At 60.0% G+C, this 25,618-nt stretch carries 21 protein-coding genes and 1 pseudogene; 8 read left to right on the top strand and 14 right to left on the bottom strand.

Translation table 11 applies throughout. The annotated features are described in order from the left end of the window. A partial coding sequence (locus BM063_RS14165) for a transposase (RefSeq protein WP_092037629.1) occupies positions 1-285 on the bottom strand: 285 nt, incomplete at its 3' end. A 123-nt stretch (positions 286-408) separates the two neighbouring features. Between BM063_RS14165 and BM063_RS14160 the strand changes: the two genes are divergently transcribed. Both BM063_RS14160 and iolG read left to right on the top strand, forming a co-directional pair. Continuing rightward, positions 409-1,473 carry a LacI family DNA-binding transcriptional regulator gene (locus BM063_RS14160; protein WP_092040379.1) on the top strand — a complete coding sequence of 355 codons (1,065 nt, stop codon included), beginning with the start codon at positions 409-411 and terminating at the stop codon, positions 1,471-1,473. Next, positions 1,473-2,501, top strand: coding sequence for an inositol 2-dehydrogenase (gene iolG, locus BM063_RS14155; RefSeq protein WP_092040375.1), 1,029 nt, complete (start codon positions 1,473-1,475; stop codon positions 2,499-2,501). Before BM063_RS14160 ends, iolG begins: the two co-directional genes overlap by 1 nt. Positions 2,502-2,927: 426 nt before the next feature. Here iolG and BM063_RS14150 read toward each other — a convergent pair whose 3' ends face one another. The 6 genes from BM063_RS14150 to BM063_RS14120 all read right to left on the bottom strand — a co-directional run bounded on the left by BM063_RS14150 (position 2,928) and on the right by BM063_RS14120 (position 8,062). After that, positions 2,928-3,995, bottom strand: a complete 1,068-nt coding sequence (locus tag BM063_RS14150) for an NAD(P)H-dependent flavin oxidoreductase (protein ID WP_092040373.1) — start codon at positions 3,993-3,995, stop codon at positions 2,928-2,930. 661 nt (positions 3,996-4,656) lie between these two features. Beyond that, on the bottom strand, positions 4,657-5,076 hold the full coding sequence (locus BM063_RS14140) for a hypothetical protein (RefSeq protein ID WP_092040369.1): 420 nt from the start codon (positions 5,074-5,076) through the stop codon (positions 4,657-4,659). Between the two features lie 443 nt (positions 5,077-5,519). Beyond that, on the bottom strand, positions 5,520-6,398 hold the full coding sequence (locus BM063_RS14135) for an ATP-binding cassette domain-containing protein (RefSeq protein ID WP_092040366.1): 879 nt from the start codon (positions 6,396-6,398) through the stop codon (positions 5,520-5,522). Further along, complete coding sequence (locus BM063_RS14130; RefSeq protein ID WP_092040404.1) at positions 6,391-6,798, bottom strand: GntR family transcriptional regulator; 408 nt, start codon at positions 6,796-6,798, stop codon at positions 6,391-6,393. The genes BM063_RS14135 and BM063_RS14130 overlap by 8 nt, the downstream gene beginning before the upstream one ends. A gap of 17 nt (positions 6,799-6,815) precedes the next feature. Next, positions 6,816-7,550 (bottom strand): hypothetical protein, encoded by a 735-nt coding sequence (locus BM063_RS17375; RefSeq protein ID WP_143085372.1) that lies wholly within the window; start codon positions 7,548-7,550, stop codon positions 6,816-6,818. 17 nt (positions 7,551-7,567) lie between these two features. Beyond that, positions 7,568-8,062: a small multi-drug export protein gene (locus BM063_RS14120; protein WP_245752291.1), complete on the bottom strand. Its 495-nt coding sequence runs from the start codon at positions 8,060-8,062 to the stop codon at positions 7,568-7,570. Positions 8,063-8,213: 151 nt separating this feature from the next. Here BM063_RS14120 and BM063_RS18225 point away from each other — a divergent pair. The 6 genes and pseudogenes from BM063_RS18225 to BM063_RS14090 all read left to right on the top strand — a co-directional run. Next, a pseudogene (locus tag BM063_RS18225) lies at positions 8,214-9,770 on the top strand (helix-turn-helix domain-containing protein); the annotation flags it as partial. A 187-nt stretch (positions 9,771-9,957) separates the two neighbouring features. Next, the gene (gene hutU / locus BM063_RS14110) at positions 9,958-11,637 is read left to right on the top strand and encodes a urocanate hydratase (protein ID WP_092040358.1); all 1,680 of its coding nucleotides are present in this window, start codon (positions 9,958-9,960) and stop codon (positions 11,635-11,637) included. Further along, positions 11,634-12,908 (top strand): imidazolonepropionase, encoded by a 1,275-nt coding sequence (gene hutI, locus BM063_RS14105; protein ID WP_092040354.1) that lies wholly within the window; start codon positions 11,634-11,636, stop codon positions 12,906-12,908. Before hutU ends, hutI begins: the two co-directional genes overlap by 4 nt. 50 nt (positions 12,909-12,958) lie before the next feature. Further along, on the top strand, positions 12,959-13,939 hold the full coding sequence (gene hutG / locus BM063_RS14100) for a formimidoylglutamase (RefSeq protein ID WP_092040396.1): 981 nt from the start codon (positions 12,959-12,961) through the stop codon (positions 13,937-13,939). Positions 13,940-14,068: 129 nt separating this feature from the next. Next, positions 14,069-15,400 carry a YjiH family protein gene (locus tag BM063_RS14095; protein ID WP_092040351.1) on the top strand — a complete coding sequence of 444 codons (1,332 nt, stop codon included), beginning with the start codon at positions 14,069-14,071 and terminating at the stop codon, positions 15,398-15,400. A 151-nt stretch (positions 15,401-15,551) separates the two neighbouring features. After that, the gene (locus BM063_RS14090; RefSeq protein WP_143085371.1) at positions 15,552-16,031 is read left to right on the top strand and encodes a hypothetical protein; all 480 of its coding nucleotides are present in this window, start codon (positions 15,552-15,554) and stop codon (positions 16,029-16,031) included. A 1,689-nt stretch (positions 16,032-17,720) separates the two neighbouring features. On the opposite strand, the gene BM063_RS14085 is transcribed toward BM063_RS14090, so the two are convergent. The 7 genes from BM063_RS14085 to ytxJ form a co-directional block, all read right to left on the bottom strand. After that, positions 17,721-18,440, bottom strand: a complete 720-nt coding sequence (locus tag BM063_RS14085) for a 5'-methylthioadenosine/adenosylhomocysteine nucleosidase (RefSeq protein ID WP_092040346.1) — start codon at positions 18,438-18,440, stop codon at positions 17,721-17,723. Positions 18,441-18,515: 75 nt separating this feature from the next. Further along, positions 18,516-19,544, bottom strand: a complete 1,029-nt coding sequence (gene ccpA / locus BM063_RS14080) for a catabolite control protein A (RefSeq protein WP_092040343.1) — start codon at positions 19,542-19,544, stop codon at positions 18,516-18,518. A 146-nt stretch (positions 19,545-19,690) separates the two neighbouring features. Next, positions 19,691-22,174, bottom strand: coding sequence for a hypothetical protein (locus BM063_RS14075; protein WP_143085370.1), 2,484 nt, complete (start codon positions 22,172-22,174; stop codon positions 19,691-19,693). Between the two features lie 257 nt (positions 22,175-22,431). Beyond that, positions 22,432-23,550 (bottom strand): bifunctional 3-deoxy-7-phosphoheptulonate synthase/chorismate mutase, encoded by a 1,119-nt coding sequence (locus tag BM063_RS14070; protein ID WP_245752290.1) that lies wholly within the window; start codon positions 23,548-23,550, stop codon positions 22,432-22,434. Positions 23,551-23,837: 287 nt separating this feature from the next. Further along, positions 23,838-24,590, bottom strand: a complete 753-nt coding sequence (locus tag BM063_RS14065; protein WP_092040334.1) for an anti-sigma factor family protein — start codon at positions 24,588-24,590, stop codon at positions 23,838-23,840. A 15-nt stretch (positions 24,591-24,605) separates the two neighbouring features. Continuing rightward, entirely contained in the window at positions 24,606-25,154 is a 549-nt protein-coding gene (locus BM063_RS14060; protein WP_177199178.1) for an RNA polymerase sigma factor, read from the bottom strand. Positions 25,155-25,254: 100 nt separating this feature from the next. Then, positions 25,255-25,611 carry a bacillithiol system redox-active protein YtxJ gene (ytxJ, locus tag BM063_RS14055; protein ID WP_092040327.1) on the bottom strand — a complete coding sequence of 119 codons (357 nt, stop codon included), beginning with the start codon at positions 25,609-25,611 and terminating at the stop codon, positions 25,255-25,257. Between the last annotated feature and the right edge of the window lie 7 nt (positions 25,612-25,618).

Raw genomic sequence — 25,618 nt, 5'->3', positions numbered from 1 at the left:
CCTTGCCAAAATCTCCAGCCACTTTTTTAGGACATCATTCTCCAGTCGCAGCCTTTTGACTTCCCGTTCCAGGTCCTTGTACTCTTTCCGCCTCCCTCTGTGCTCCATTAGCCCAAAATCGCCCTGTTCCCGGTATTTCCGCATCCAGATCTTTAATCGCCCCACATCTTGAATCCCCAGCTCTTCAGCAATCTTTGCCTTGGGAATGCCCTGAAGCCTCATTTCCACTGCCTTCTTTTTCAGTTCAAAGCTATATGTCTTGAATTTCTGTCCTTTTCTTGCCACGAAAATCACCCCTTAAAGTAATTTTCACAGGGGTGTTTTCCTGTGTCTACTTTAAGGGGTGCACTTCATACTCGGAAGGCGGTTTCTTTTTCGGAAGATCCGACGCATTGAAAGGTGGGAAACATGAAACCGCGGGAACGGCAAAAAAACCCGACAGGCAGCGAAAAAGTGACCATTTACGACATCGCGGAAGCAGCCGGCGTTTCCATCGCCACCGTTTCCAAGGTGATCAACAACCGGGGACGGGTGAGTGAACAAACCCGGGAACGCGTCCTCCGTATCATACGGGAGTTGAACTATGCCCCCAACCGGATCACCTCGGCGCTGGGCGGCAAAAGCATGTACACACTGGGATTGCTCATCCCCGACATCAGCAACCCCTTTTACTCGGAGATCGTGCGGGGAGCGGAAGACTGCGGCCGCAAATGGGGTTACAATGTGCTGATCTGCAACACCGACAACGACACACGTCGGGAAATGGATTACCTTCTTTCCCTCCGGGAAAAACGGGTGGACGGAATCATACTGGCAACCGCCAGCAACACGGACACACGCCGGGAAGACCTGGAGTCGTTGGGCATCCCCGTCGCCTTCATCTCCCGGGAAATTCCCGGTTTCGAATCCATCCGGGTGATCGTGGACAATTTCCGTGGCGGTTATTTGGCCACCCGACACCTGATCGATCTGGGACACCGAAACATCGCCCTGTTCACCGAACCCTTAAACATCGTCACCAGCAGCGAACGGCTGCGGGGGTACGCCGAGGCGCTGCAGGAGGCGGGGATCCCCTACCGGCCCGAATGGGTCCGCCCGGGGGGCTTCGGGGTCGAAAGCGGATACCGGCTCGCCGAAGCGCTTCTGCGCGATTCCCACGATCCCATGCCCACGGCGGTGTTTGCCGCCAACGACCAACTGGCCATCGGGGCAATCCAGGCGTTTAAGGAAGCCGGCCATTCCATCCCGGAAGACATATCCGTCGTCGGCTTCGACAACACGATCCTTTGCACCATTGTCGATCCCCCCCTGACGACCGTTGCGCAACCCATGTACGACATGGGAGTGAAAGTGGTCAACCTGCTGATCGAAGCGATTCAAAACGAAGGCAGCGGATCGGAACGGATCGTCCTTGAACCGAAATTGGTTGTCCGCCGATCCACCGCCAAACCGAAATCCCCCTTGCCGAGGTGATGCAATTGAAAAAGATTCGCTGTGCCGTTTTGGGACTCGGCCGACAGGGTTTTCGCCACGCGGAAAATTTGGCCTATCGCATCCCCGGCGCGGAACTTTCCGCCGTGGTGGACACCGTCGAAGAGCGGGCCCGGAAAATCGCGGAAGATTGGGGGATTCCCCGCTGGCATACCGAAGCGGATCCCATCTTCAGCGACCCCGGCATCGACGCGGTGATCATCGCCACACCAAGCGACACGCACCCGCCGCTGGTCATCGAGGCGGCCCGCCACAACAAAGCGATCTTCGTGGAAAAACCCCTGGCTACCAACCTGAACGAGGCGGACCGGATCATCGAAGTCGTCGAACAAACGGGGGTTTTCTGCCAAGTCGGGTTCATGCGGCGGTTTGATCCCGCCTATGCGCACGCCAAAGAACGGATCCGGCGGGGAGACATCGGCCGGCCGGTCTATTTCAAAGGAGTCACCCGGGACCCCGCCGCTCCTCCCGAAAAATACGTCAGGAGCTCCGGCGGGATTTTCATGGACATGTGCATTCACGACTTCGACATCGCCCGTTTCCTGATGGGGTCGGAAGTGGAGAGCGTAACGGCCCACGGAACCGTTCTCGTCAATCGCTTTATGAAAACGATCGGGGACATCGACCAGGCCCTCGTCTATCTCACCTTCGCCTCCGGCGCAGCGGGGGACGTGGAGGGATACCGCAGCGCGGGGTACGGCTATGACATCCGAGCCGAAGTGGTCGGAACCGAGGGAACCCTCGTCATCGGCAGCCGGCGTCACCACGATGTGGTGCTGTTGAACGCCAAGGGGGAAGCGCGGGATATCGTGCCGGGGTTCCTGGAGCGTTTCCGAGAAGCTTATCTTCTGGAGATGGTCGACTTCATTCGGCGCATCCAAAGCGGCCAACCTCCGGCCGTCACCGTCCAAGACGGCAAAGCCGCCCTGATGATCGCCCAGGCCGCCACCCGCTCCTTCCGGGAGCAAAAAACGGTGAAGGTATCCGAAATCCATGGAATAAAAAATTAGTAAGGTCAAAAAAGCCGGGCCCGCCTTCCGCCAAGGGAAGGTTGATTTCAGTTTCGGAGGACGGCCCTTCGGAACGAAAGCAAAACCAGGCGGCCAGCCGCGGCGCGCCGTCAAAAGCCCGAAGCGGCCTGCGGGGCGCTTCGCCATGTCGATGGCCAGCCCCTTTCAACCGTCGCAGGATCCGAAAACGGGATCCTTTCTTTTTTTGAAAGAGCGCGGCCGAAAACGGAAAATTCAAGGGCATGTCCGGGCCGCGCCGGCGGAAAAAAATCGGTTCACTTTTCAACCCGCCGGAAATCCGACCGTTTCCAATCACCAGCCCCGCACCCGCGCTCTTCGCCTGCCGTTCTCCCCCGGAGTGTGCCATGCCGCTGAAAAAAAAGGCATGGCGGATCCGCTTCCGCGCACGCCCTTCACCCCGAACGATCACCGTTTTCCCTGCAGCAGGTCCTGCGCTTCCCTCACCACATTCCGGACCAATTCCCCCGCCGGAAGGGAGCGGCTCAGCGATGCGGACTGGCCCGCCCAGAGAGACATGAGGTCGGGATTACCCCGACGGGCCGCCTCCCTCCGGATATCCCTCGTCAAGGCGTTTTGCACGGGGTAGTCCGGCCATTCCTCCTCGTATTTCTCCATCTCGGAGACAAAGCGGTTTCTCAAGCCCCGGGCATATTTGCCGGAAAAGGAGCGGGTAAGGACGGTGCCGTCGTCCCGCCCCTTTCGGACCGCATCCCGGTACACCGAATTGGCCCCGCTCTCCCGACAGGTGAGAAACGCCGTCCCCATCTGGACGCCCTCCGCCCCCAACATCAGGGAGGCCGCAAGTCCCCGGCCGTCCATGATTCCGCCGGCGGCGATCACGGGAATTCGGATCCGGTCCACCATCTGGGGGACCAGGGACATCAGCCCCACCATCCCCTTTGCCGCCGAACCCGTAAAAGTTCCCCGGTGGCCTCCGGCCTCGCTTCCCTGGGCCACCACCATGTCCACGCCGCTCGCCTCCAGTATGGCGCCCTCTTCCACGGTGGTGGCCGTTCCGATCAGGACGGTCCCCTGTCCCTTCAACCGTTCCACCCACTCGGAAGGCAGCACGCCGAAGGTGAAGCTGAACACCGGCACCCGCTCCTCCAACACGACGGATATCTGTTCCTCGAAGGATTCCCGATACTTGCCCGGATCCGGGGAGGCGGGGAGGCACATCTCCCTCCGAAACCGATCCAACCGCCTCTGCGCCTTTTCGATCCGGTCCCGGTCCTCCTCGAAGGGTTCCGGTATGAACAGGTTGACGGCAAAGGGGCGGTCCGTCCGCTTCCGGATCGCCCGGATCGCCTCCCGCATCCGGTCCGGGGACATGTATCCCGCCCCCAGTGTGCCCAGGCCTCCCGCTTCGGAAACCGCCGCCACCAGTTCCGGGGTGGTGGTTCCCCCCGCCATCCCCGCCTGGATGATCGGATAGCGAATTCCCAACCGCTTTGTCACCCGCGTCGACAGCAAGCGGCATCCCCCTCCCGCCGAAGTCTTGAGGCCCCGCCATCTGGCCCGGTTTGGAATCAGACAGTGACGGCATTGACCATCTCCCGCATCGATGAACCGGTACTTCGAGTCATCGTTCCAACGTATTCGCCAGACGAAAGTTCCACCTTCAACCTTTTCTCATCCACACGACATGCCCTGACGCCCGGCGGGAAAACGCCCCCGATTCCTTGGAGGAATGATGTTCATGACGAATTCGAGTCTCCAGTCTCTTTTCCCGCCCGCTCCAAGACAGCATCGAACGGCTGACGCCGCATCTTCTCCGAATCCATTCCGGAGAGCTTTCTCCTTCCGCAGCTTCCGGACGTATCGGCGAAACCCCGCATAGATGTAAAACCCATTATAGTGGATTTTTGTGCCATGCAAAAGAGGGCCTTCCATGCGGCAGTCGGGGATTTTCGTTCCGGCTTTGACCGACCTCTCGATGTGGTCTGCGCGGAGACAATCGCCCCTGGCGCCCCCGGTCGGCGCCCGGCCGACGGCCGAGCTGATCGCCGGCGCCCTTTATTCACGCCGGACCGGACACCGGGCTCGCGCCTCCGCAAGGGGCATCCTGACCGCGTCCGTCTCGCCAATGCCTTTTTCATGAGCGGAGCCGGTTTGATCCGGAACCTGTCCGCCTTCATTCCCCGATCCCCCGGGACCCTCGCCGGCGGTCCTCCCCTATGGCGGAATCGGTCGGCGGCTTCGGTCTGGCCGTCACCATCATCGCCCCGATTTGGCCCAAGGAATTCAACCGATTCAAAGCGGCATGAGCGATGCCCTGGGAATCGGACATGATCGGCTTCAACCCGGCGGGAGTGACCTGTTCAGCGCCTTCGCGGGCGGACTCTCCGGCGTCTTCGCCTCCATCCATCGCCATCGGCGTGGAGCCGGCGTTCATCCGCCCCTTCCCCGACACCGCCCTCTCCGGAAAGGCGAAGGCTTCCGCTCCAACTTTCCGGACAGGGAACCGTGAAAGCCAGTAGGCGTTTTTGCCGGCGGCTTCTCCTCTCGCGATGATCCCGCCGGTTCGGGACCCTTTGAACTTACATTCCGTCATCGAACGCCCCGTTCCATGCCTTGCCGCCAGTGTATTCTTTTTCTTCCCCTCCTGCACACGGCCGTCCCGTTCAAGACCCCAAAGGGAAGCAGCGGCCCTTCATTCCATCTGGAAGAAGCAGATCCCCTTCCATGGGCGCGACCGGCATGTCCCAGGTGCTTTGACGCCGCCTGAGGCCTTCGGATCTCCTCCCTGGTCGCGCCCTGGGCGGATTTCCGACGGGCGGCGATGCCGCGGCCAATGCCATGCTGATTGCAGGCGGAAATCCCCGACCAGCTGGAAATGGCCGCCGTCGTGCTCGCAGCTGCCACATGACGACGGCCCGCGGCCTGAAACCTCCGCCCGCCGCATTCCCCCGAAGGAACACCGGCTGCTCGCGTCCGTTGCATCCGCCGTCGCCGGCATGTTTCCCGGGGACGATCCGAACCGCCAACCGCCCGCCTTCATCCTTCCTTGGTCAAATAGTCCAACAGCTCTTCCAGCGGAAGGGGCTGTTCATCGATCACTTCACAACCCGCCCGTTCCAGATCCGCCAGGGTTCTCCGGGCATCCATCGAAACGACGTGGATCATCATGCCTTCCTTTACGTCAAAAACGCCGCCGATTTCATCCCAGGAGACGGCTCCCGCACTTCGGATCCAGATCTGGCGCCAGGAGGTTTGCAGTTCGTCCTTTTCAAAGGGCCCCTGGATTCTCCCGTTTTTCAAGACGAGAACGTAATCGGCCAATCGGTGAATGTCCTCCACCACATTGGTCGCCAGCAGGACCGTCCGGTTCGCCTGTTCCATATAGGAGGCGAGGGTCTCCCGGTATACCCGCTTGCTGTTGAAATCCAATCCGTTGGCGGGCTCATCCAGAAGGAGCAGACGGGCCTGACTGCTCAGGGCCAGGGTCAGGGCCGCCTTTTTGCGGGCCCCCTGGGACAGCTTGGCGACGGGCTTATCCACGGGGAGGCGAAAGGATCGGATCAGCGATTCGTACATCCGATCATCCCAGCCGGGATACCAGCGGTGGATCAGATGACGCAACTCCTTGAGGGTGAAGTCTTCACACCCCGACAGGGGTTCCGGCACGTAGGCGATCTGTCGACCTATTTCCAGATCGTGCGCTTCATAGGAAAGCCCCAGGATGCGGAGCGTTCCCGAATCGGGCTTGAGCAAATTTCTGCAAATCCTAAGCAGTGTGCTTTTCCCGGAGCCGTTGGCGCCGATCAGGGCGTAAACCGCTCCCTGAGCCAGCATCAGGTTTATAGGGCCGAGCCGAAACCCGTCCCGGTGCTTGACCAATCCGTCCATGCGCACGGCCGCTTTTCCGTCATTCATCACGGATCCCTCTCTTCTCAGTGAGTTCCTTGAGCACCCGTTCAAAGATCTCTCTCGTCTCCTGCGGAGTCCGCTTCAAATCCAGGCTCATCCCGATGGCGCGGCGAAAAGCTTCATACAGCGTCTCATGGGCCACCTGTTCCTTTTTCTCCGCCTTCACCTCCGCCACAAAGGTGCCCTTCCCCTGGATCGTCCGGATATAGCCTTGCTGTTCCAGGTTTTGATAGGCCCTGCGGGTGGTGATCACGCTGCAGGACAGCTCTTTGGCCAACGCCCGAATGGAGGGAAGCGGCGTCCCCGCCGACAGTTGTCCGCCGACGATCAGGGCGATGATCTGCCGCTCGATCTGATGATAGATCGGTTCCCGACTGTTTTCCGCGATCCGAATGGGAAGACGAATGGCCCTTCCCCTCCTTTCTAGGGCAAATCGATGCGCGTGATTCGCCGGGTCATCACGTGCTTCCACAGCCCCACAAAGCCCACCGCCGCCAGGCAGGCGACCAATCCCGGCAATGCCTCATAGGTTTGAACCAGATGCAAAACCCTCTCGAAGATGGCCCTCTCCTGATTCCAATCCAGGTCATGCCAGGTGATCAGTCCCCCAAACAGAGTGAAGACAAGAATGAAAGAAATCACCGTGTACGTTTTGAATCGGATCCCGAACTCCAGACAAGTGAACAGACCGCACAGGGTCAAACCGTAACCGAACCAGAACAGGAGAAAAAAGCCGTAGAGCGGAAGACCCCACTGGGACACGTAACCGTTCCAACCGACAGCGGTCATCGCCGCAAACAAGGCAAGGGTGCCCGCCACATAACTGATGAGGGAATAGATCAACCGGCTCCAAACGATGACGGACAGCGGAATGGGCCACATGCGAAGAAAGCTCAGCCGCCTCAGAAAAGGATCTTCCTTGAGGGAGGACCAGGAAAGATATTCTCGGGAAAAGGCGGTCCCCATGACGGGAAGGACAGCGATCAACAGATAATCCACCATCAAATCGTTCATGTTGGCCGACTCGGGATCCCTGATATAACCGTTGAGGAGGGTTCCGAACATCAAACCCAGGAAGAGGGCGAAGAGGATCCCCCCCGCAAGTCCGATCCACCGCCGGCGCAGCTCCGTCAGCGCAATCCAAAGCGCTTGGGACATATCCATCACTCTCCCTTTCAAGTTCCTTGAGGGATCGCCCATTCAAAGCCGTAATGGGACCCGGCCGCGAGAAGGGTCGTCCAGAGGAAAATACTTACGGTCATCCAGAGAGTCACCTTCCCCTTCGGCGTCCGGAAGGCCATGGCCACCGCCGCGGCGAGATGCGTACCGGTCGCCAGCGGCGACAGAAGGGCGAGCCCCACAAGGCCAAACCGTTCCCACAGGCGACGGGCGCGCTGTCTCCGCTTGGACGGCGCTTCTTCCGACGCACCGGCTCGGGACGGCTTCCTCCTCTTTCTCCACTGATTCCAGCGGTCAAACAGCAGGATAAGGAGAAATACGGTGATCCAATTGCCCAGGAATCCGAGGATCGCCACCGATATCGGATGCAAGCCCATCAGGATGCCGATGGGAACGACACTGACCTCCACCCACGGGACAGCGGACAACAGAAACAGGGCGATGTATGCCCCCTCTTCGAAGGATTCGATCAACACCCTCAGTTCTTCCAAGCTCCCCCACCGCCTTCCTTTCGACTGTATATGTGTTTATATCTATATACACAGTATAACATCTGCGCCGTTCTGTCAACCGTTTTTCTCATAAAAAAGGGCGCAAGGGGGAATGCCGAAATAACGGAGACGGTTCAGGTATAATGGGAGCATGGCAGACGATGCGGCAAAACGTGAGGGCGTGCCGCCTCGCGCCTCGGCCCAAAGGCGACGGGTTTTTTCAAGTCCGGAACGGGTGGAGATGATGACCGTGAAACTGTTGATCGCAGACAGGGATGCAAAGGAAAGGACCGGTCTGGAATGGCTGATTCAGTCCTATCCGGTTCCCTTCGACCGGGTGATCCACGGGGAAAACCACGATTCCGCCCTGGAACGGCTTTTGCAGGAGGTTCCCGAGGTGATCTGCATCGAGCTGGACATGATTCCCCGGGACCGATGGGACGGATTTCGGCAAGCGGCGCGCCGCTACGCCCGCAGGGTGATCGGCATCACGGCGGAGGCCACCTTCGAACGGGCAATGCAGGCGATCGAACTGGGCGCCGTCGACCTGTGGGTCAAGCCCGTCTCGCCGGACCGGGTCCGCCGGACCTTGATCCGCTGTTACCGGGAACTGGCGGAAAGCGCCCGCATGGATTCCCCGCCCCCTCCGTCGGCATCCCCCGCCTTCTCCTATCGGGCGCTGTTTCTCGCGGAAGAGGAAGCCAAACCCGCCACCCTGCTCTTGATCCAGCCGGAAACGCCCGAGGAGATCGCTCCCCTGCACCGCTTCCTTCAGAATTATCCCTTTCGTTCGCAACCGACCCTGCTTCCCTTAAGCGATGCCGTCGTCGCCCTTTTCCCCCGGGCTGGCGAGGAGACTGAACAGGCGCTACACCGGGAAGCCTACCGGATGATCAACGAAGGAGCCGAGCGGCTCGGCATCTCGCTGTTCGTGGTGCTTCATCCCGGCGGGAACGCCCTCACGCTGCGGGAACAGTACCAGACCGCCCGCCAGGCCCTGCAACTCCGCTTCTACCGGGGAGACCGGCAGGTGGTGAAGGCAGAACAGCCGGTCCAGTGGCGGGAATTGGATCCCTTTCTCACGCCGGAGGAACAGCAGCGGTGGCTGGAAATGCTGGACGGGCGAAACCGCGACGATGTAAAAAATTGGATGCAACACGAATTTCTCTCCCTCACCCCTCCCTATCCGGACCCGGGTCTGCTCCGCATCCGCCTGACGAGCATCCTGGCCCAACTCCGCCGGTTCATGAAACGGGAAGGGCTCAACCGGGACAGCGTTCTGGAAAACCGTTACCATCAGATTTTTGCCACGGTGCTTTACCAGCCCCTCCTGTACCGGATCGTGCAGGACCTTTTGCTCTTCATCTACGAACTGTTCGAAGCCGCGGAGGATCCTTCCCGCCGGGAGTTCTCCGACCCGGTGGAACAGGGCGTCCGGTATATGGAGAAGGAATTTCACCGCCCGGAATTGAGCCTGAAGGAGGTGGCCGAACACGTGGGAAGAAACCCGGCCTATTTCAGCCACCTGCTGTCCCGTCAAAAAAAGGTCACCTTCCGGGAGCTGCTCCGGACCATCCGGATCCGCCACGCCTGCCGCCTGCTCGCCTCCAGTTCCCTGTCGATCCAGGAAATCGCGAGCAGGTGCGGATTTCCCAATGCCAATCACTTCAGCCGGGTCTTCAAAGAGATGACGGGCACCACCCCCAGGGAGTACCGGAACCTAAAAAACAGAAAGGGGGACAAAAAAGAGAAAGACAAGCGGCGAAATCGCTTCCAACCCAAATTCCTTCTCAAAAAAATCTCTCCTTTTTCAAAAAAGGAACTTCTATTTCCGTCTCCCCGCATTTCGTATACTCGAAAGAGAAAGGGAATTGCGAACGAAGGAAGGTGCGACCATGAACAAACCCCAGGCGAAACCGAGGACCGTCCGCGCCCCGCGCGGAACCCGTCTCAATGCGAAGGGCTGGATTCAGGAGGCGGCCCTGCGCATGCTGATGAACAACCTGGACCCGGAGGTGGCGGAGCGCCCCGAGGATCTGGTGGTTTACGGCGGGATCGGAAAGGCGGCGCGCAACTGGGACGCCTTTGAAGCCATCGTCCGGACCCTGAAGGAATTGGAGGACGACGAAACCCTGCTCATCCAGTCGGGAAAGCCGGTGGCCGTCTTCCGGACCCACCCGGACGCCCCCCGGGTGCTGATCGCCAACTCCAACCTGGTGCCCGCCTGGGCCACCTGGGACCACTTCCACGAATTGGACCGGAAGGGTCTGATCATGTACGGACAGATGACCGCCGGAAGCTGGATCTACATCGGCAGCCAGGGGATCGTTCAGGGCACCTATGAAACCTTTGCCGAGTGCGCCCGGCGCCATTTCGGGGGATCCCTGAAACACACCCTCACCGTCACCGCCGGGCTGGGCGGGATGGGAGGCGCCCAACCCCTGGCGGTCACCCTGAACGAAGGGGTGATCATCGCCGTGGAGGTGGACCGCTCCCGGATCCAGCGCCGCCTGCAAACCCGCTATCTGGATCGGATGGCGGAAAGCCTGGACGAAGCGGTGCGCCTGGCCATGGAGGCGAAGGAGGCGGGGAAACCCCTTTCCATCGGGCTTTTGGGGAATGCGGCGGAGATTCTGCCGGAGATGGTTTCCCGGGGAATCATCCCGGACATCGTCACCGATCAAACCTCCGCCCACGACCCCCTGAACGGTTACATCCCCCGGGGAATGAGCCTGGAGGAGGCCGCCGCGCTCCGCAAGTCCGATCCGCAAAAGCTGATCGCCTTGGCCAAGGAGAGCATGGCGATCCATGTCCGGGCCATGCTGGAGATGCAAAAGCGGGGCGCCGTCGCCTTCGACTACGGCAACAACATCCGCCAAGTGGCCAAGGATGAAGGGGTGGAAAACGCCTTCGACTTCCCCGGCTTCGTCCCTGCCTACATCCGCCCCCTGTTCTGCGAAGGAAAGGGGCCGTTCCGGTGGGTGGCCCTCTCCGGCGACCCCGAGGACATTTACAAGACGGACGAGGTGATCCTGCGGGAGTTCAGCGACAACGAGCGGTTGTGCCGCTGGATCCGGATGGCCCGGAAGAAAGTGGCCTTCCAGGGACTTCCGGCCCGGATTTGCTGGCTGGGATACGGAGAGCGGGCCCGCTTCGGGAAAATCATCAATGACATGGTGGCCCGCGGGGAATTGAAAGCCCCCATCGTGATCGGCCGGGACCACTTGGATTCCGGATCCGTCGCCTCCCCCAACCGGGAGACGGAAGGGATGAAGGACGGAAGCGACGCCGTCGCCGACTGGCCGATCCTCAACGCCCTGATCAATGCCGTCGGCGGCGCCAGCTGGGTCTCCGTCCACCACGGCGGCGGCGTGGGGATGGGGTACTCCCTCCACGCCGGCATGGTGATCGTCGCCGACGGCACCAAAGCGGCGGAGAAGCGCCTGGAACGGGTGCTCACCACCGACCCGGGAATGGGCGTTGTCCGCCATGCCGACGCGGGATACGAAAAGGCCATCCGATTCGCCCGGGAGAAGGGCATCCGCATCCCGATGCTGGAAGGGGGATCCGCATGAACCGCAGACCGCTCCTGATCCGCCACGCCAGTCAACTGGTCACACTGAAAGGGAGCTCCGACGCTCCCCTGACCGGCAAGGCGATGGAGGCGCTTCACATCATCGAAGACGGAAGCGTCTGGATCGAAGAGGGAATCATCCAATCCGTCGGCACCGACCGGGAAATTGCGGAAAAGTACGGCTCCCGCCTGGAGGAGGCCCGGGTGATCGACGCCACGGGGCGTCTGGTCACCCCCGGCCTGGTGGACCCTCACACCCACCTGGTGTATGCCGGGAGCCGGGAGAACGAATTCGAGATGCGCCTGAAGGGCGCCACCTACATGGAGATCATGAACGCCGGCGGGGGCATCCACGCCACCACCGCCGCCACCCAAAAGGCGACGCACGAACAGCTCTACGAGGAAAGCCGGAAGCGCCTGGATCTGTTCCTGCGCCACGGCGTGACCACCGTCGAGGCGAAGAGCGGCTACGGCCTCACCCTGGAACACGAACTGAAACAGCTGGAAGTGGCCCGGGAGCTGAATCGGAACCATCCGGTGGATGTGGTGTCCACCTTCATGGGCGCCCACGCCGTCCCCGTCGCCTACCGGGAGAGACCCGACGACTTCGTGGAACGGGTCATCCGGGAGATGATTCCCGAAGTGGCCCGAAGAAAATTGGCCGAATTCAACGACGTCTTCTGCGAAAAGGGCGTCTTCACGCCCGAGCAGTCCCGCCGCATCCTGGAAGCGGGGAAAGAATGGGGACTTCTTCCCAAGATCCACGCCGACGAAATCGAGCCCTACGGAGGGGCCGAACTGGCGGCGGAGGTGGGAGCCGTCTCGGCGGATCACCTGCTCAAGGCATCGGAGCGGGGCATCCGCGCCCTGGCGGAAAAGGGCGTGGTGGCGGTGCTTTTGCCGGGAACCGCCTTCTTCCTGATGGCGGAGTCGGCCGACGGCCGGCGGATGATCGACGCCGGCGTCCCCGTCGCCCTTTCCACCGACTGCAACCCGGGCTCCTCTCCCACCGTCTCCATGCCGCTGATCATGAATCTGGGCTGCCTCAAGATGGGCATGACCCCTGCGGAGGTCCTCACCGCCGCCACCATCAACGCGGCCCACGCCATCCGGAGGGGGCGCGAGATCGGCAGCATCGAGGAAGGGAAAAAGGCGGACCTCGTTCTGTTTGATGTTCCCAACTACATGAGCCTGCAGTACGCCTTCGGGGTCAATCACGTCCACACGGTGATCAAAGGCGGCGAAGTGGTCCTGTCCAATGAAAACCGGTGAAAAGGAGGCGATGCGGCTTGACGACCCGCCGGACGAACTATCCCTATCCGATGCTGAATCCCCCATCCTTCCGGTGGAACCGGCCGGACCCTCTCCCGGCGGAACCGAAGGTGCACGAGTGGATCGAGACGCTGGACCCCGCTGACAGCGCGCCGAACTGGAGGGACATCGATGTCACCCTGCTGGGCGTCCCCCTTTCCCGCTCCTCCATCAGCGCGTCGGCGGCCAGCGAAACTCCCGACGCCCTGCGTCGGGCGTGGAAATACTTCGCCACCTACAACCTGGACGAGGGAGTGGACCTTTCCCCCCTGCGGGTGGTCGACCTGGGGGACGTGCGGCAACACGTGACCGACATCGCCGCCTGCCACCGCAACATTCTCGAAGCGATGGCGGCGATGCGGGAGCACCATCCCCACACCCTGCCGCTGGTGATGGGCGGCGACCACTCCATCACGGCCATGCTGGTCAAGGGGTGGAAGCGGGCGCATCCGGAGGAGCGGATCGGCATCCTGCAGCTGGACACCCACTTCGACCTGCGCAGTCTGGAGGATCACGGCCCCACCAACGGAACGCCCATCCGCAACCTGATCGAAAGCGGCACGATCCGGGGGGAAGACGTCTGCAACATCGGCCTCCACGGGTTCTTCAACGCCAAATCGCTGAAGGAGTACGCCGACCGCGCCGGTGTCCGCTACGTCACCCTCAAGGAGGCCCGCCGCAGGGGAGTGGATCAGGCCGTCGCCGAAGCCCTCGACTTTCTGGCCGGCAAGGTGGACACCATCTACCTGACCGTGGACATGGACGTTCTGGATACGGGGGTCGCTCCCGGCGCCCCGGCCTCCACTCCCGGCGGCATGCGGACGGAGGAGTTGTTTGAGGCGGTCCGCATCGCCGGAACCCACCCCAAGGTGAAGGCGATGGACCTGGTTTGTCTGGACCCTCAACGGGACGTGCGGGAAGTCACCGTCAAAGCGGGGGTCCACACGATGCTCTCCTTTCTGACCGGTTTTGCGCAGCGCAAAGGGCTGTGAAAACCCAGATCCGACCTTCCCGGCGAAACATGGGCGACTGGCAGAGGGGACGTGCCCCAAGCGCTCCCGCGGACAAAGGTGTCCCCTCCGCCGCCCTGCTTCACCGGATGACAGCAAGGAGGAATCATCATGGAAAAAACCGCACCGGAAAAAGTTCATTCGCCGGAGCGTTCGTTTCGGCCTTCAGATGTCGCAAAATTGATTCTGTTCAGCGCCGTCGGTCTCTTTATGTTTTTCGTTCCGATCCCCCTGGGGGGCACCTCCTCCATTCCGCTGGATCATTTGGTCACGGGAATCCGCAATGATCTCGGACCGGCCGTTCCCTATTACGCCCTCCTCGTAATCCTGTTGGGAGCCGTCTATCCCTTTGTCCGGGGAACTTGGAAGAAGAACCGGGTAGAGCTGGTGTTCTCAATTCTCAAGGTTCTGGGACTGATCACGGCGATCATGCTCGTCTTCGATTTCGGTCCGAAATGGCTCTTTGACCCGGACCTCGGCCCCTTCCTCTTCGAAAAGCTGGTGATCCCCGTGGGGCTTCTGGTTCCCGTCGGCTCCGTCTTCCTGGCTATGTTGGTGGGCTACGGTCTTCTGGAATTCGTCGGTGTCTTCCTCCGTCCGGTGATGCGGCGCATCTGGAAAACCCCCGGCCGGTCGGCCATCGACGCCGTCGCCTCCTTCGTCGGCAGTTACTCCATCGGGCTGCTCATCACCAACCGCCTGTACAAGGAAGGCTATTACAACGCCAAGGAAGCGACCATCATCGCCACGGGCTTCTCCACCGTCTCCGTCACCTTCATGATCGTGGTCGCCAAAACCCTGGGACTGATGGAACACTGGAACCTGTATTTCTGGCTCTCCCTGTTCGTCACCTTTGCCGTCACCGCCCTGAGTGTCCGAATTTGGCCCCTCCGCGGCAAAAGCGAATCCTACTACGGAGGAAAAGGCGTGCCGGAGCCGGAATATCGGGAGCGCCTGCTGCATCACGCCTGGCGAGAAGCCCTGGAAGCGGCGGCCAAAGCCCCTTCCCTGGCCAATAACATTTTGAGCAATCTGCGGGACGGCTTCGTCATGACGATGGCCATCCTCCCTTCCATCATGTCCGTGGGACTGATCGGTCTGCTCCTGTCCAAATACACGCCGCTCTTTGACACTCTCGGGTACCTGTACGTGCCCTTCACCTGGCTGCTGCAGATTCCGGAACCGCTTCTGGCCGCCAAGGCCGCCGCGGTGGAGATCGCCGAGATGTTTTTGCCGGCACTCTTGGTCGCCGAAGCTCCCTTGGTCACCAAAATGATCATCGGCATCGTCTCCGTGTCCGCGGTGCTGTTCTTCTCCGCCTCCATCCCCTGCATCCTGTCGACGGAGATCCCCGTCTCCATCTGGGAACTGCTGGTCATCTGGGTGGAGCGGACGATCCTGACGCTCCTGATCGCCACGCCGCTGGTTTATCTGCTGCTGTAGAGCGGTTGTCTCCGGCCTCAATCCATCGTCGGATCCGCAAACAGGATCCGTATTTTTTTGGAATCTGTCCCTTTCAGCAGGAACTGCCGGGATGTTGGCGAAAAACAACAAACGGGATGCATGGCAAAAGACCATTTCAAGGAGCACATTCATGCGCTGGTGGATTTATCTTTTGATCGGCATTTTGTTCGGCGCCTTCGATTTTTACTACCATCGCCTCGTGTTCGATCTGCTGGGCGGAGGACTCCTGTGGTTTGTTCTCAGCCTCGGCATCTGGCTGGCGCCGATCCTCCCCGTCGCCCTTCTGGAGGCGCGCACCTCCCGATCCGCGCTGCGGTCCGCTTTGGCCGGCCTCTTGACTTGGTGTGCTTCGATTGTGTCGTATTATTTGACCAATGCCGTTCAGCTCCTGTTGATCGGCTACCCGGGTCGTCCGGAACTTCACATCACCCGCCGGGGGGACCCGTATTTTTGGGAAAATTGGAAAATCGTGCTGCAGGGAGAAATCATCATCGAGGGCGGCATTTTCGAATGGATATGGGTTGCCGCTGCGGGCGGGTTCGCCTTCGGCTGGGCGATCGGTGCCGTTTATCTTTACGGGAGAAAACAGGGACGTCACCCCCATAGATGAGGCAGAAAACCGACAGACGGGGGCAGCCGGGGCCAACATTGCGTTTCACCGCCAATCGTTCGGAAAGGAAGGGGAGCAGGACCGCTCTTTATGCCGGACCGGCAGGGATGATGGCGCGACCCGCGGGCGGATCCCGAGATGGTGCATCGTCTGCGGGTCCATCTCCGGTTGCGGGATGGACCACCGGTCCTGGATATGGGATGCGGGAGAGGAACACCCCTTTGGCGGAACCGGACTGAAGATGACGGGCGCCGACGTGTCCCGGGAGATGATCCGGGGGCGGAGCGAAAATCGGACCGGGTGAAATGGATGCAGGCTTGCCGAAGCCTTGCCCTTTCCGGACGGGTCCTTCGACGGGGCGACGATGGTGCTTTGTGCTCATCCCATACAAAATATCGGGAAAGCCTTTGCGGCCGCGTTCTCCGGTCCGGACGATTGGTTTCAGCTCTTCACCGGAGCAGAGGGGCGATTCTGGCTCCGGGAATACTCCCCCGGGCCCTGGAGGCGGCCTGCCGGCAGATGCCGCCGGTCTTCCTGTTGACGGCCCGCCTGAAGAAAGCGGGTTTCGCGCTCTTCGATGTGGAAACCTTTCTCGTACAGCCCGATCTTCAGGATCTGTTTCTATGCACAGCGGCAAACATCGTCCCGCCTTTACCTCGATCCCGCCGTGCCAGGCGGCATCTCCATCTTCGTCACCCTGGCCGAGAAAGAGGGGATCCTTACCGGATTGGAATGCTTGGGGGCCGATATCGGGAGCGGCCGGATCGATCAGGTACGCGATCGCTTCGACAGCGATCAAGGGGATTCTCTATTCTCGTCGCGGAAAAGGAAGACGGAAGAGGTGGGGGGATTTGAGCCGCGTGTTTCCCGGCCCGCCCGTCGCGTCCGGTTGGTATCCCTGGGTGATTTCCGGTCTGATGTTCTCCGTGGTCGGGTGACTAAACTTCACAATACGAGATCGACGTGATTCATTTCATTTTGCGGGAGATCCACATCTCGGTTGTTTACCTGGGTATGATTTGCAAAGATGAGAACGGGACATCCGGCGGCATTTGCGGCGGCAGCAGCGAACCGGGTGAAGAGGGTGTCGGACGGACTTGGCCGGGCAGTTTTCGATGAAGCGAAAAGCCGGCGCCAAACGCCGGAGGCCGGAGTCCCTGGTCAGGCAGCTGAAACAACTGCCTGTGTACCAACAAAATTTTGGGACGGAACAAACGGGATCCCCCGGTGCGGGGATCCCGTTTTTTACTTGGACGGAATAAGGATCACAACTGACTCTGCAGATCTTTTTCCACATGGCTGAGGGGTTTTGTCCCGCGGGTGCCTTTGCTATGTGGGCGAAACGAAGCGGCACACCCCCCTCCGGCCGCCTGACAAGGGCTTGTTCACCAGGTTCGATGCGTGGATTGCGCCGATTTTTCCGTTTTGCGCCGGTCTTTGTGCTACCGCCGGTTGCGGGTGCGCTGTTCGGCCCGGTGCCGCTTGTCCGTTTTGCAATAAACAGGATCACTGCAAAACGGCGCGCTGTAAGCCAGAGACAAGACCAGAGGAGAGTGCCGCGGGAGCTTGCTGCTGCGGCGAAGGTCGAGCCAAAGACACCCTAAGGATCGTCCTTCCCCGGAGGGGCACAGGTTGTTTCCGACAACAAGAAAAACCGGGCGCACTCCGCAGACGCGCCCGGTCCCTTCCTCAACTTTTTGGCGACAATCCCTTTTGCCGAAGTTCCGCCAGCATGCGCCGAACGATGCCGGCGGAGCGGCGGGAAGCCATCTTGGTAAACCGGGTGAAATTGACGTGGGCGGAATGGTCCGCCCGGTCCGAGATGGACCGGAGAATGACGAAGGGAACCCGGTTCAGGTGGCACACGTGGGCGACCGCCGCCCCTTCCATCTCCACACACATTCCCCCAAAACGTTCGTGCAACTTGCGAACCCGCTCCGTATCGGAAATGAACTGGTCGCCGGAGAGAATCTTCCCCTTCATCGTCTTCCCGCCGGAGGCCTTCTCCGACGCTTCCTCCGCCAAGGCGACGAGGTGCGGGTCCGCCTGAAAGACGGAGGTTTCCTGAAAGGGGATTTCCCCCGGAGCGAAGCCGAGGGGACTTGCATCCACATCATGTTGCTGGCACTCGGTGGAGATCACGATATCGCCGATATCCAGATCCGGATGGAGAGCCCCTGCGACACCGGTAAAAATAACGGCATCCACCTGGTACTGATCGATCAACACCTGGGTGCTGACCGCCGCGTTCACCTTCCCCACCCCGGATTTGCACAACACCACCGACACATCTTCCAACCGTCCCCGGTGGTAGGTTGTGCCGGCGTATTCCTCCTCCGTCACTTCCCCCATTTCATCCAACAGGAGGGCGATCTCTTCGTCCATCGCCCCGATGACACCGATCACCATGGCGATTTCTCTCCTTTCTGTCCCGGCGCAAGCCCGAAAAAGCCGCCCCGCCGGAAACCGCCGGAAAGCAAGACGTCAGTCCTCTCCTCTGGTGCGGGTGGACTCCCTGAACTCCAGGCGGTGCGGGAGGACCACTTCATGATTCTCCACCGGCTCATCGTTCATGTATTTGGTCAAAAGGCGCATGGCCACGGCCCCGATATCGTACATCGGCACGGAAACCGTGCTGAGTTGCGGACGCACCTGGGACGCCAGGGGAATATCGTCGAACCCGATGATCGAAACATCTCCGGGAACCGATTTCCCCGCATCCTGGACGGCGTGAATCGCCGCCACGGCCATTTCATCCCCGGCGACGAAGACGGCCGTCGGCGGAGACGGGGCGGCCAGGAGGCTTTCCATCGCCGAAATCCCCGACCGGTAGCGGTAATCCCCAATGCGAACCAGATCTTCCCGGAAAGAGAGGCCGTGTTTCTCGAGAGCCGCCCGATATCCCTCATACCGGGGATAGGCGTTGATCGTATCCGTCAACGGGCCGCAGATCAGGCCGATCTCCCGGTGTCCCTCCCGGATCAGCGCTTCGGTGGCATCAAAGGCGGCCTGTTTCTGGTCGATCGACACCGAGGGATATTTCCCCTTCCGGTCCACCGTGGCCGCCAAAACGACGGGAACCAGGGCCCCGTCGAAAATTTCCCGGTGTTCATCCGTCACCTCGCTGCCCAGAAAGAGCAGGCCATCCACCTGCTTTTCCAGGAGCGTCTCGCTCAGCTGCAATTCCTTCTGCTTCTGTTGATCGGAATTGCAGATGATGATGTTATAGTGGTACATGTTGGCTATATCCTCGATCCCCCGCGTAAGTTCGGCGAAGAACGCGCTGGAGATATCCGGAATCACCACACCCACGGTCGTTGTCCGTTTGCTGGCCAGCCCGCGGGCGACGGCGTTGGGACGGTATCCCAGACGGCGAATCGCCTCCAGCACCTTTTTTCGCGTGGCCGGCTTCACATTGGGGCTCCCGTTGATGACCCGGGACACGGTGGCCATGGAAACGCCCGCTTCTTCCGCCACATCATAAATTGTTACCGCTCCGCGTTTTTTTTCCATCCTGAATACCCCATCCGTTCGTTTTTCAACTTCCCCTTCACACCAAGTATATCAGGGTTTCCCTTCTATAATATTAAGGTTATATTTCGACAAAATGAAGGGCTTACAAATGACAATTTTAAAAACGATGCAAGGCGCCGCCCGCTTCATTGTTCCGCTTCGGAAAAAACACCCGAATCGGTAAAACTTTCGGCGAGGACGGCGGACAGCAGATGATCGGAGACGCAGATCCATCCTTCCGGGGCTCCCCGATTGATCCAGACGACCGGGTTGTAAGCGGCAAGCCGTTTGAACAGCGGACGGGCATCCACCAGCCGGGGCTCCAAATCGGGAAGTTCTTTCCCCCCTTGCCGAAACACTTGAATCAGGCGAACCGCATGGTCCCGGGAAGTAAAGAAATCCACCACCGGAACCCTTGACCCCGAATCAAGGAAGACCGGCTTTCCGTCCGGATCGACGATGACCCAAATCTTTCTCAGCTCCTTCATCCGCCGGATGATCTCCAGAGTGTTTACCCATCCTTGCCCTCTCCTCACCGCCTGTTCCAACCGCTCGAGAGATTCCTTGGTTTCCCGGGACTCCGGACTTTCCCGTTCTTTTTCCCGCACCCGCACCGGCTCCTGTTCCTGCGGCCGTTCCGGGGCTTGTTCCTGCGGTTGGGCAGGCTCCAGACTTTGCAACTGTTCCGGGGCTTGCTTCCGCGGCTGAACCGGCTCCGGAGAACGCTGCCAATCCGATACCTGTTCCTGAGGCTGAGCCGACTCCGAAGACCGTTGCCAATCCGCGACTTGTTCTTGCGGCTGAACCTGCTCCGTAGCCTGCTGCCAATCCGCTACTTGTTCCTGTGGCTGAGCCGACTCCGGAGTCTCCGGCCGTTCCGAAGCTTGCTCCCGAGGCTGATCCGACTGCGGACCCTGTGGCCATTCCGATGCTTGTTCCTGCGGATGAACCGCCTCCGGGCTCGGCTGCCATTCCGAGGCTTGCTCCTGCGGATGAACTGCCTCCGAAGACTGCTGCCATTCCGGAACTTGCTCCTGCAGCTGAGCCGACTCCGGACCCTGTGGCCATTCCGACGCTTGTTCCTGCGACTGGAACGACTCCGGACCCCGCTGCCAATCCGAGGCTTGCTCCCGAGGTTGAACCGGCTCCGGAGTCTGCTGCCAATCCGCGACTTGCTCCCGAGGCTGAACCGACTCCGGAGACTGCTGCCATTCCGATGCTTGTTCCTGCGGATGAACCTGCTCCGTGGCCTGCTGCCATTCCGGAACTTGCTCCTGCAGCTGAGCCGACTCCGGACCCTGTGGCCATTCCGATACTTGTTCCCGAGGTTGAACCGACTCCGGAGACCGTCGCCAATCCGCGACTTGCTCCCGAGACTGAACCTGCTCCGTAGTCTGCTGCCATTCCGACGCTTGTTCCTGCGACTGGACCGGCTCCGGAGAACGTTGCCATTCTGCTACCTTCTCCTGTGGGACAGCATCCGGAGACTGCTGCCATTCCGATACTTGCTCCTGCAGCTGAGCCAACTTCGGGAACTGCGGCCGCTCCGGCGCTTGTTCCCGAGGCTGAACCGACTCCGAAGACCGTTGCCAATCCGCGACTTGTTCCTGCGGCTGAACCTGCTCCGTGGCCTGCCGCCTTTCCGCTACTTGTTCCTGAGGCTGAACCGACTCCGGACCCTGTGGCCATTCCGATGCTTGTTCCCGAGGCTGGACCGACTCCGGCGGCTGTTGCCAATCCGATACCTGCTTCCGCGACTGGACCGACTCCGAAGTCTGCTGCCAATCCGATACTTGTTTCTGCGGCTGAGCCGACTCCGGAGTCTCCGGCCGTTCCGAAGCTTGCTCCCGAGGCTGGACCGACTCCGGAGAACGCTGCCAATCCGATGCTTGTTTCTGCGAATGAACCGCCTCCGGGCTCGGCTGCCATTCCAGGGCTTGTGCCACCGGATCCTGCCCTCGCAGCTGGTTCATATGCCGGGGAAGCAGAAGGACTTGTTCCGGAAAACCGAATTGGACATAGGGAGCACTGGCTCCCGCCTGAAGGCAACGGTTATGGATCACGTCCCAGGAATGAAGGACCGGTTCTCCTCCGCAGGAGTCGCACACTTCCCGGACATCCCGTTCATCGATATAGACGGTCACCGTATAGGTCCCATCCTCCAACTGGACCAATAACATTTTGTCCCCCCGGGTCGGAACCCATCCTCCACCCAAACGCCGTCCTTCAATCACCGCATATTCGCGAAAGAGAAGAAGCATCTCCTCCCGGTTGAGGACCCGCCGCGATGAATCGCCCGGATTGATCACCAACCCGGCATAATCCGAACGAAAGGCCTTCCGCAGGAGATCCAGCGCCTTCCGCTCCACCAGCGTGAGTGACTGATCCACTCGGAGCAGCTTTGCCGGCTCCGGATCGGTGAAAAGGATCATCCGCTGACTTTTCGGAGACGGCCCCGGTGAGACCAGAGGCCGCTTTTTGCCTGTGTTTGTCAGCAGGTAAGGAACATAAAGCTTCGGCACATGCTGCGCCATGACCCTGAAAAGCCGCTCCGGGGGCCACTTATCTCGATTGGCCTCGTGCAAAAACCGACGTCCGTCCACTTCCAACTCCACCCTTTCGGACCGCAAATGAAGGTCGCCTGCACCCGGATAGTAAATCGAAGGGGTTGGCACAGATTTCCCGTCTTAAAAGTCATATCTATTATAGCAGGAAAAAAGGGGATCGACGATTTCCACCCCCACCATCTTATTCCAACGAAAATCCCCGCCCCTTTTCCTCGTGAAGGTTCCAGGGCGAGGATTCACAGCATTCCGCGATGGCGCGGCACGGCTTCATTCTTCGGAAACAGTCAGACCGGCTGTCGGCATTTTTGCTCCGGCAAGCGTCATTTTCCCGAAGATGCCACGGAAGCCGGATCCTGAGATTCCGACAGCAGTCCCGATTGGCGGAGGTCGGAGATCAACTTCTCAAATTGGGGAATGTCGATTTGCTGATGGGCATCCGACAGGGCGACGGCGGGTTCGGGGTGCACCTCCACCATGATTCCGTCGGCGCCGGCGGCCAGTGCCGCCTTGGCCACCGGGAGCAAAATGTCCCTGCGTCCCGTGGCGTGACTGATGTCGACAAATACCGGAAGATGGCTTTCCTGCTTCAGGAGAGGCACCGCAGAGATATCCAGGGTGTTCCGCGTCCACTTTTCGTAAGTCCGAATTCCCCGCTCGCAGAGAATGACCTGCCGGTTGCCGCGGGAAACGATGTATTCCGCCGCAAACAGCAACTCCTCCACGGTCGCCGACATGCCCCGCTTGAGAAAGACCGGCGTGCGCACCGATCCCGCCGCCTTCAGAAGCTCAAAGTTCTGCATGTTGCGGGCCCCGATCTGGATCACGTCCACGTATTTGACGGCCATCTCGATGTCGGCGGGATTCACGATCTCGCTGACCACTTTCAGACCGAATTCATCGGCAACGCGGCGCAAAATGCGCAACCCTTCCTCGCCCAGTCCCTGAAAGTCGTAGGGCGATGTCCGCGGTTTGAAAGCGCCGCCGCGCAAGAGGCGCAATCCTTGCCGCTTGAGCGATTCGGCCACCTTGCGGACCTGCTCCTCCGATTCCACCGAGCAGGGGCCGGCCACGACGGCTTTCCGGTGATTGCCGACAGGAACGTCCCCGATCATGACCACCGTATCCTGAGGATGATCCTTCCGGCTGACGAGTAGGGTCTTTTTGTGATCGTCCTGCTGCAGTTCGAGGGACGCCTTGAAAATCTGCTTGAACAGGTGGCGAATCGTCTCATCATCGAAGGGACCGGTGTTGTGCTTGACCAGCTGGTCCAGCATCTCCCGCTCCCGGACGGGGTCAAATTTCTGAACTCCCTGTTTCTTTTTAATCTCCCCAATCTCCTTGACGATCGCCCCGCGTTTGCTCATCAGGTTGAGCAACTGCAGGTTGATCTCATCCAACCGACTTCTCAGTTCATCCAATCGACTCAGGCTCCGGCTCACTCGGCTCCTCTCCCATCCGCAAAGAAATTTTGACGACTATTATAACGGATTCAGTGACTGTTGTCACCCCTAAAAATTAAAAGGGGTTGACCCGTTCCGTCCGCCCCTGAAACCTGCGGGAATTGCGCGTTTTTTGTGCCCCACAACGCCGCTTAGGTGCCGGAATCCCTTCCACTCACGGCCCGATTCCCCTCCACCCGCCCAATAAAAAAGAGCGGTCAACGGACCACCCCGGCATACGGATTTTCAAAGCGCATCCCGACTCACACCTTATCCTTGTTCCGCGGTCAGCGGATCGCCGAAAGCTTTTCAAACCACCGGGAAATTTCCTGCTCCTGCTCCGGAAAGGTGAAGGTGGTCAGTTTCGGCTCTTTTCCCAGAGTGATGATGACGGAGGTGGGAAAAGCCGTGTCGCCCAACTGTTCCGTCCCTTGATCCAAACCGATGCCAAAAGTGGACATCAGGGTTTTGAAGGTCCGGTCATCCGGCACCCTGACAAAAACCAACCGCTTGATCCGGGTGTACCAGGAGGAGTCGTCCTCCAGAAAAAACGGGATGGCGCTGGGGTAAATCCACACCGTCTCGGTTCCGGACTCCGGATCGAACTTTTTGGGGCTCACCACGCGAATATAGTCGCTCTGGGGAATGTGCAAGGTTTCCCCCTGGGTAGCAAAAACCATCACCTTGTGCGGCGCCGCTTCGGGCAATTCCCGGGAAATGCCCGACTCGCCGCGGTTGACCGCCATCTGCGGCTCGTCGGCAAACCAGGGCAACGCACCAAAGGGAGCCAGGTAGATCAACACCGCGATCGACAAACAGACGGCCGCCCTTTTCATCCATATCAAGGAAGCGGGAGCGGAATGCATGCGAACATGGGTCCGTATCTCCTCCAGGGTGTTGACCAGTGCCACCATCTCTTGCAGATTTCGCTTGCAGGCAGTGCAGCCGGCCACGTGCTCGCGCAGGAGTTGAACGCCTGATTCGTCCAGTTCCCGATCCACATAAAGTTGGATTAGCCGATCCATATCCCGGCAAGACATTCCCCGGTCATCTCCTCAATCATTCTTGGTCAATCGCTCCTTCAGCATCTTCCGCGCGCGGAACAGCTGAGTTTTCACCGTTCCCTCGGGAATATCCAGTTGTTCGCTGATCTCCGAATAGGAAAGCGAATGGAAATGGCGCAAAACAATGACGCGGCGGTAAATTTCAGGCAAATCGCATATCTCCTCCTTCACCCGCTCCAGCAGGAGGCGGTTCTCCACCTGCTCCTCAACGGATTGGGTGCCCACCGAGAGAGGAGGTTCCGAATGTATAAACGCGTCTTCCAGCGCTACCAGTTTCAGACTTTTTTTCCGCTTCAGATCCCGGAACAGGTTGGTCATCATCGTCCGGAGCCAAGCCTTCAGGGACTTTTCATAGACATATTTGTTCGATTTCCGGTGAGCCTGCCAGATGGTCTCCTGGGTCAAATCCTTGGCATCCTCCGAATTTCCGGTCAGGCGATAAGCGATGTGATACAGATATCGCCGGTGCTGTTGAAGCCGCTCCATAAATTCATCCGCCACAAACTTCCTACTGTTGGACACATCCGTTTTGGAACTCATTTGCAACCTCCTGAGCCTGTCGGAAACTTTCATTGCCGATTGTAATCCAACCCGCGGCCGAAAGACCACAGCCGGGGGATCATTTCCACATATTTTCACCTTAAGGCTTGTCCGCGACAGCCTCCAGCAGACGATCCCGGGTAATGTCCCAATGGGACGCGTGCCATCTTGCGCGGTCCCCCTCGATCAGAAGAACCTGGGGCGACTGATGTTCCACGCCGAACCGGTCCGCGATCGCGTTGGAAACCGCGCGGTGCTCGATCACCAGCACCATCGCCATCTTCAGCGCCTCCGGTTTTTCCCGGGAAAAGGCGCGCACTTCTTCGAAGGCGGAGGCGCTGATGGGACAGGCCGTGCTGTGTTTAAACAGCAGCAGGCGGTCCCCTCGTTTCCGATGATCCCGGAGCAGGTCCTCCAGTTTTTCCACCGATGTGATGGAAAGGATTTCGTCGTCCATGATTGCC

It is taken from the genome of Planifilum fulgidum, from assembly GCF_900113175.1.
Classification (GTDB): Bacteria; Bacillota; Bacilli; order Thermoactinomycetales; family DSM-44946; genus Planifilum; species Planifilum fulgidum.
The sequence above is the reverse complement of the archived record's forward strand: the minus strand, read 5'-3'. Positions and strand labels throughout refer to the sequence as shown.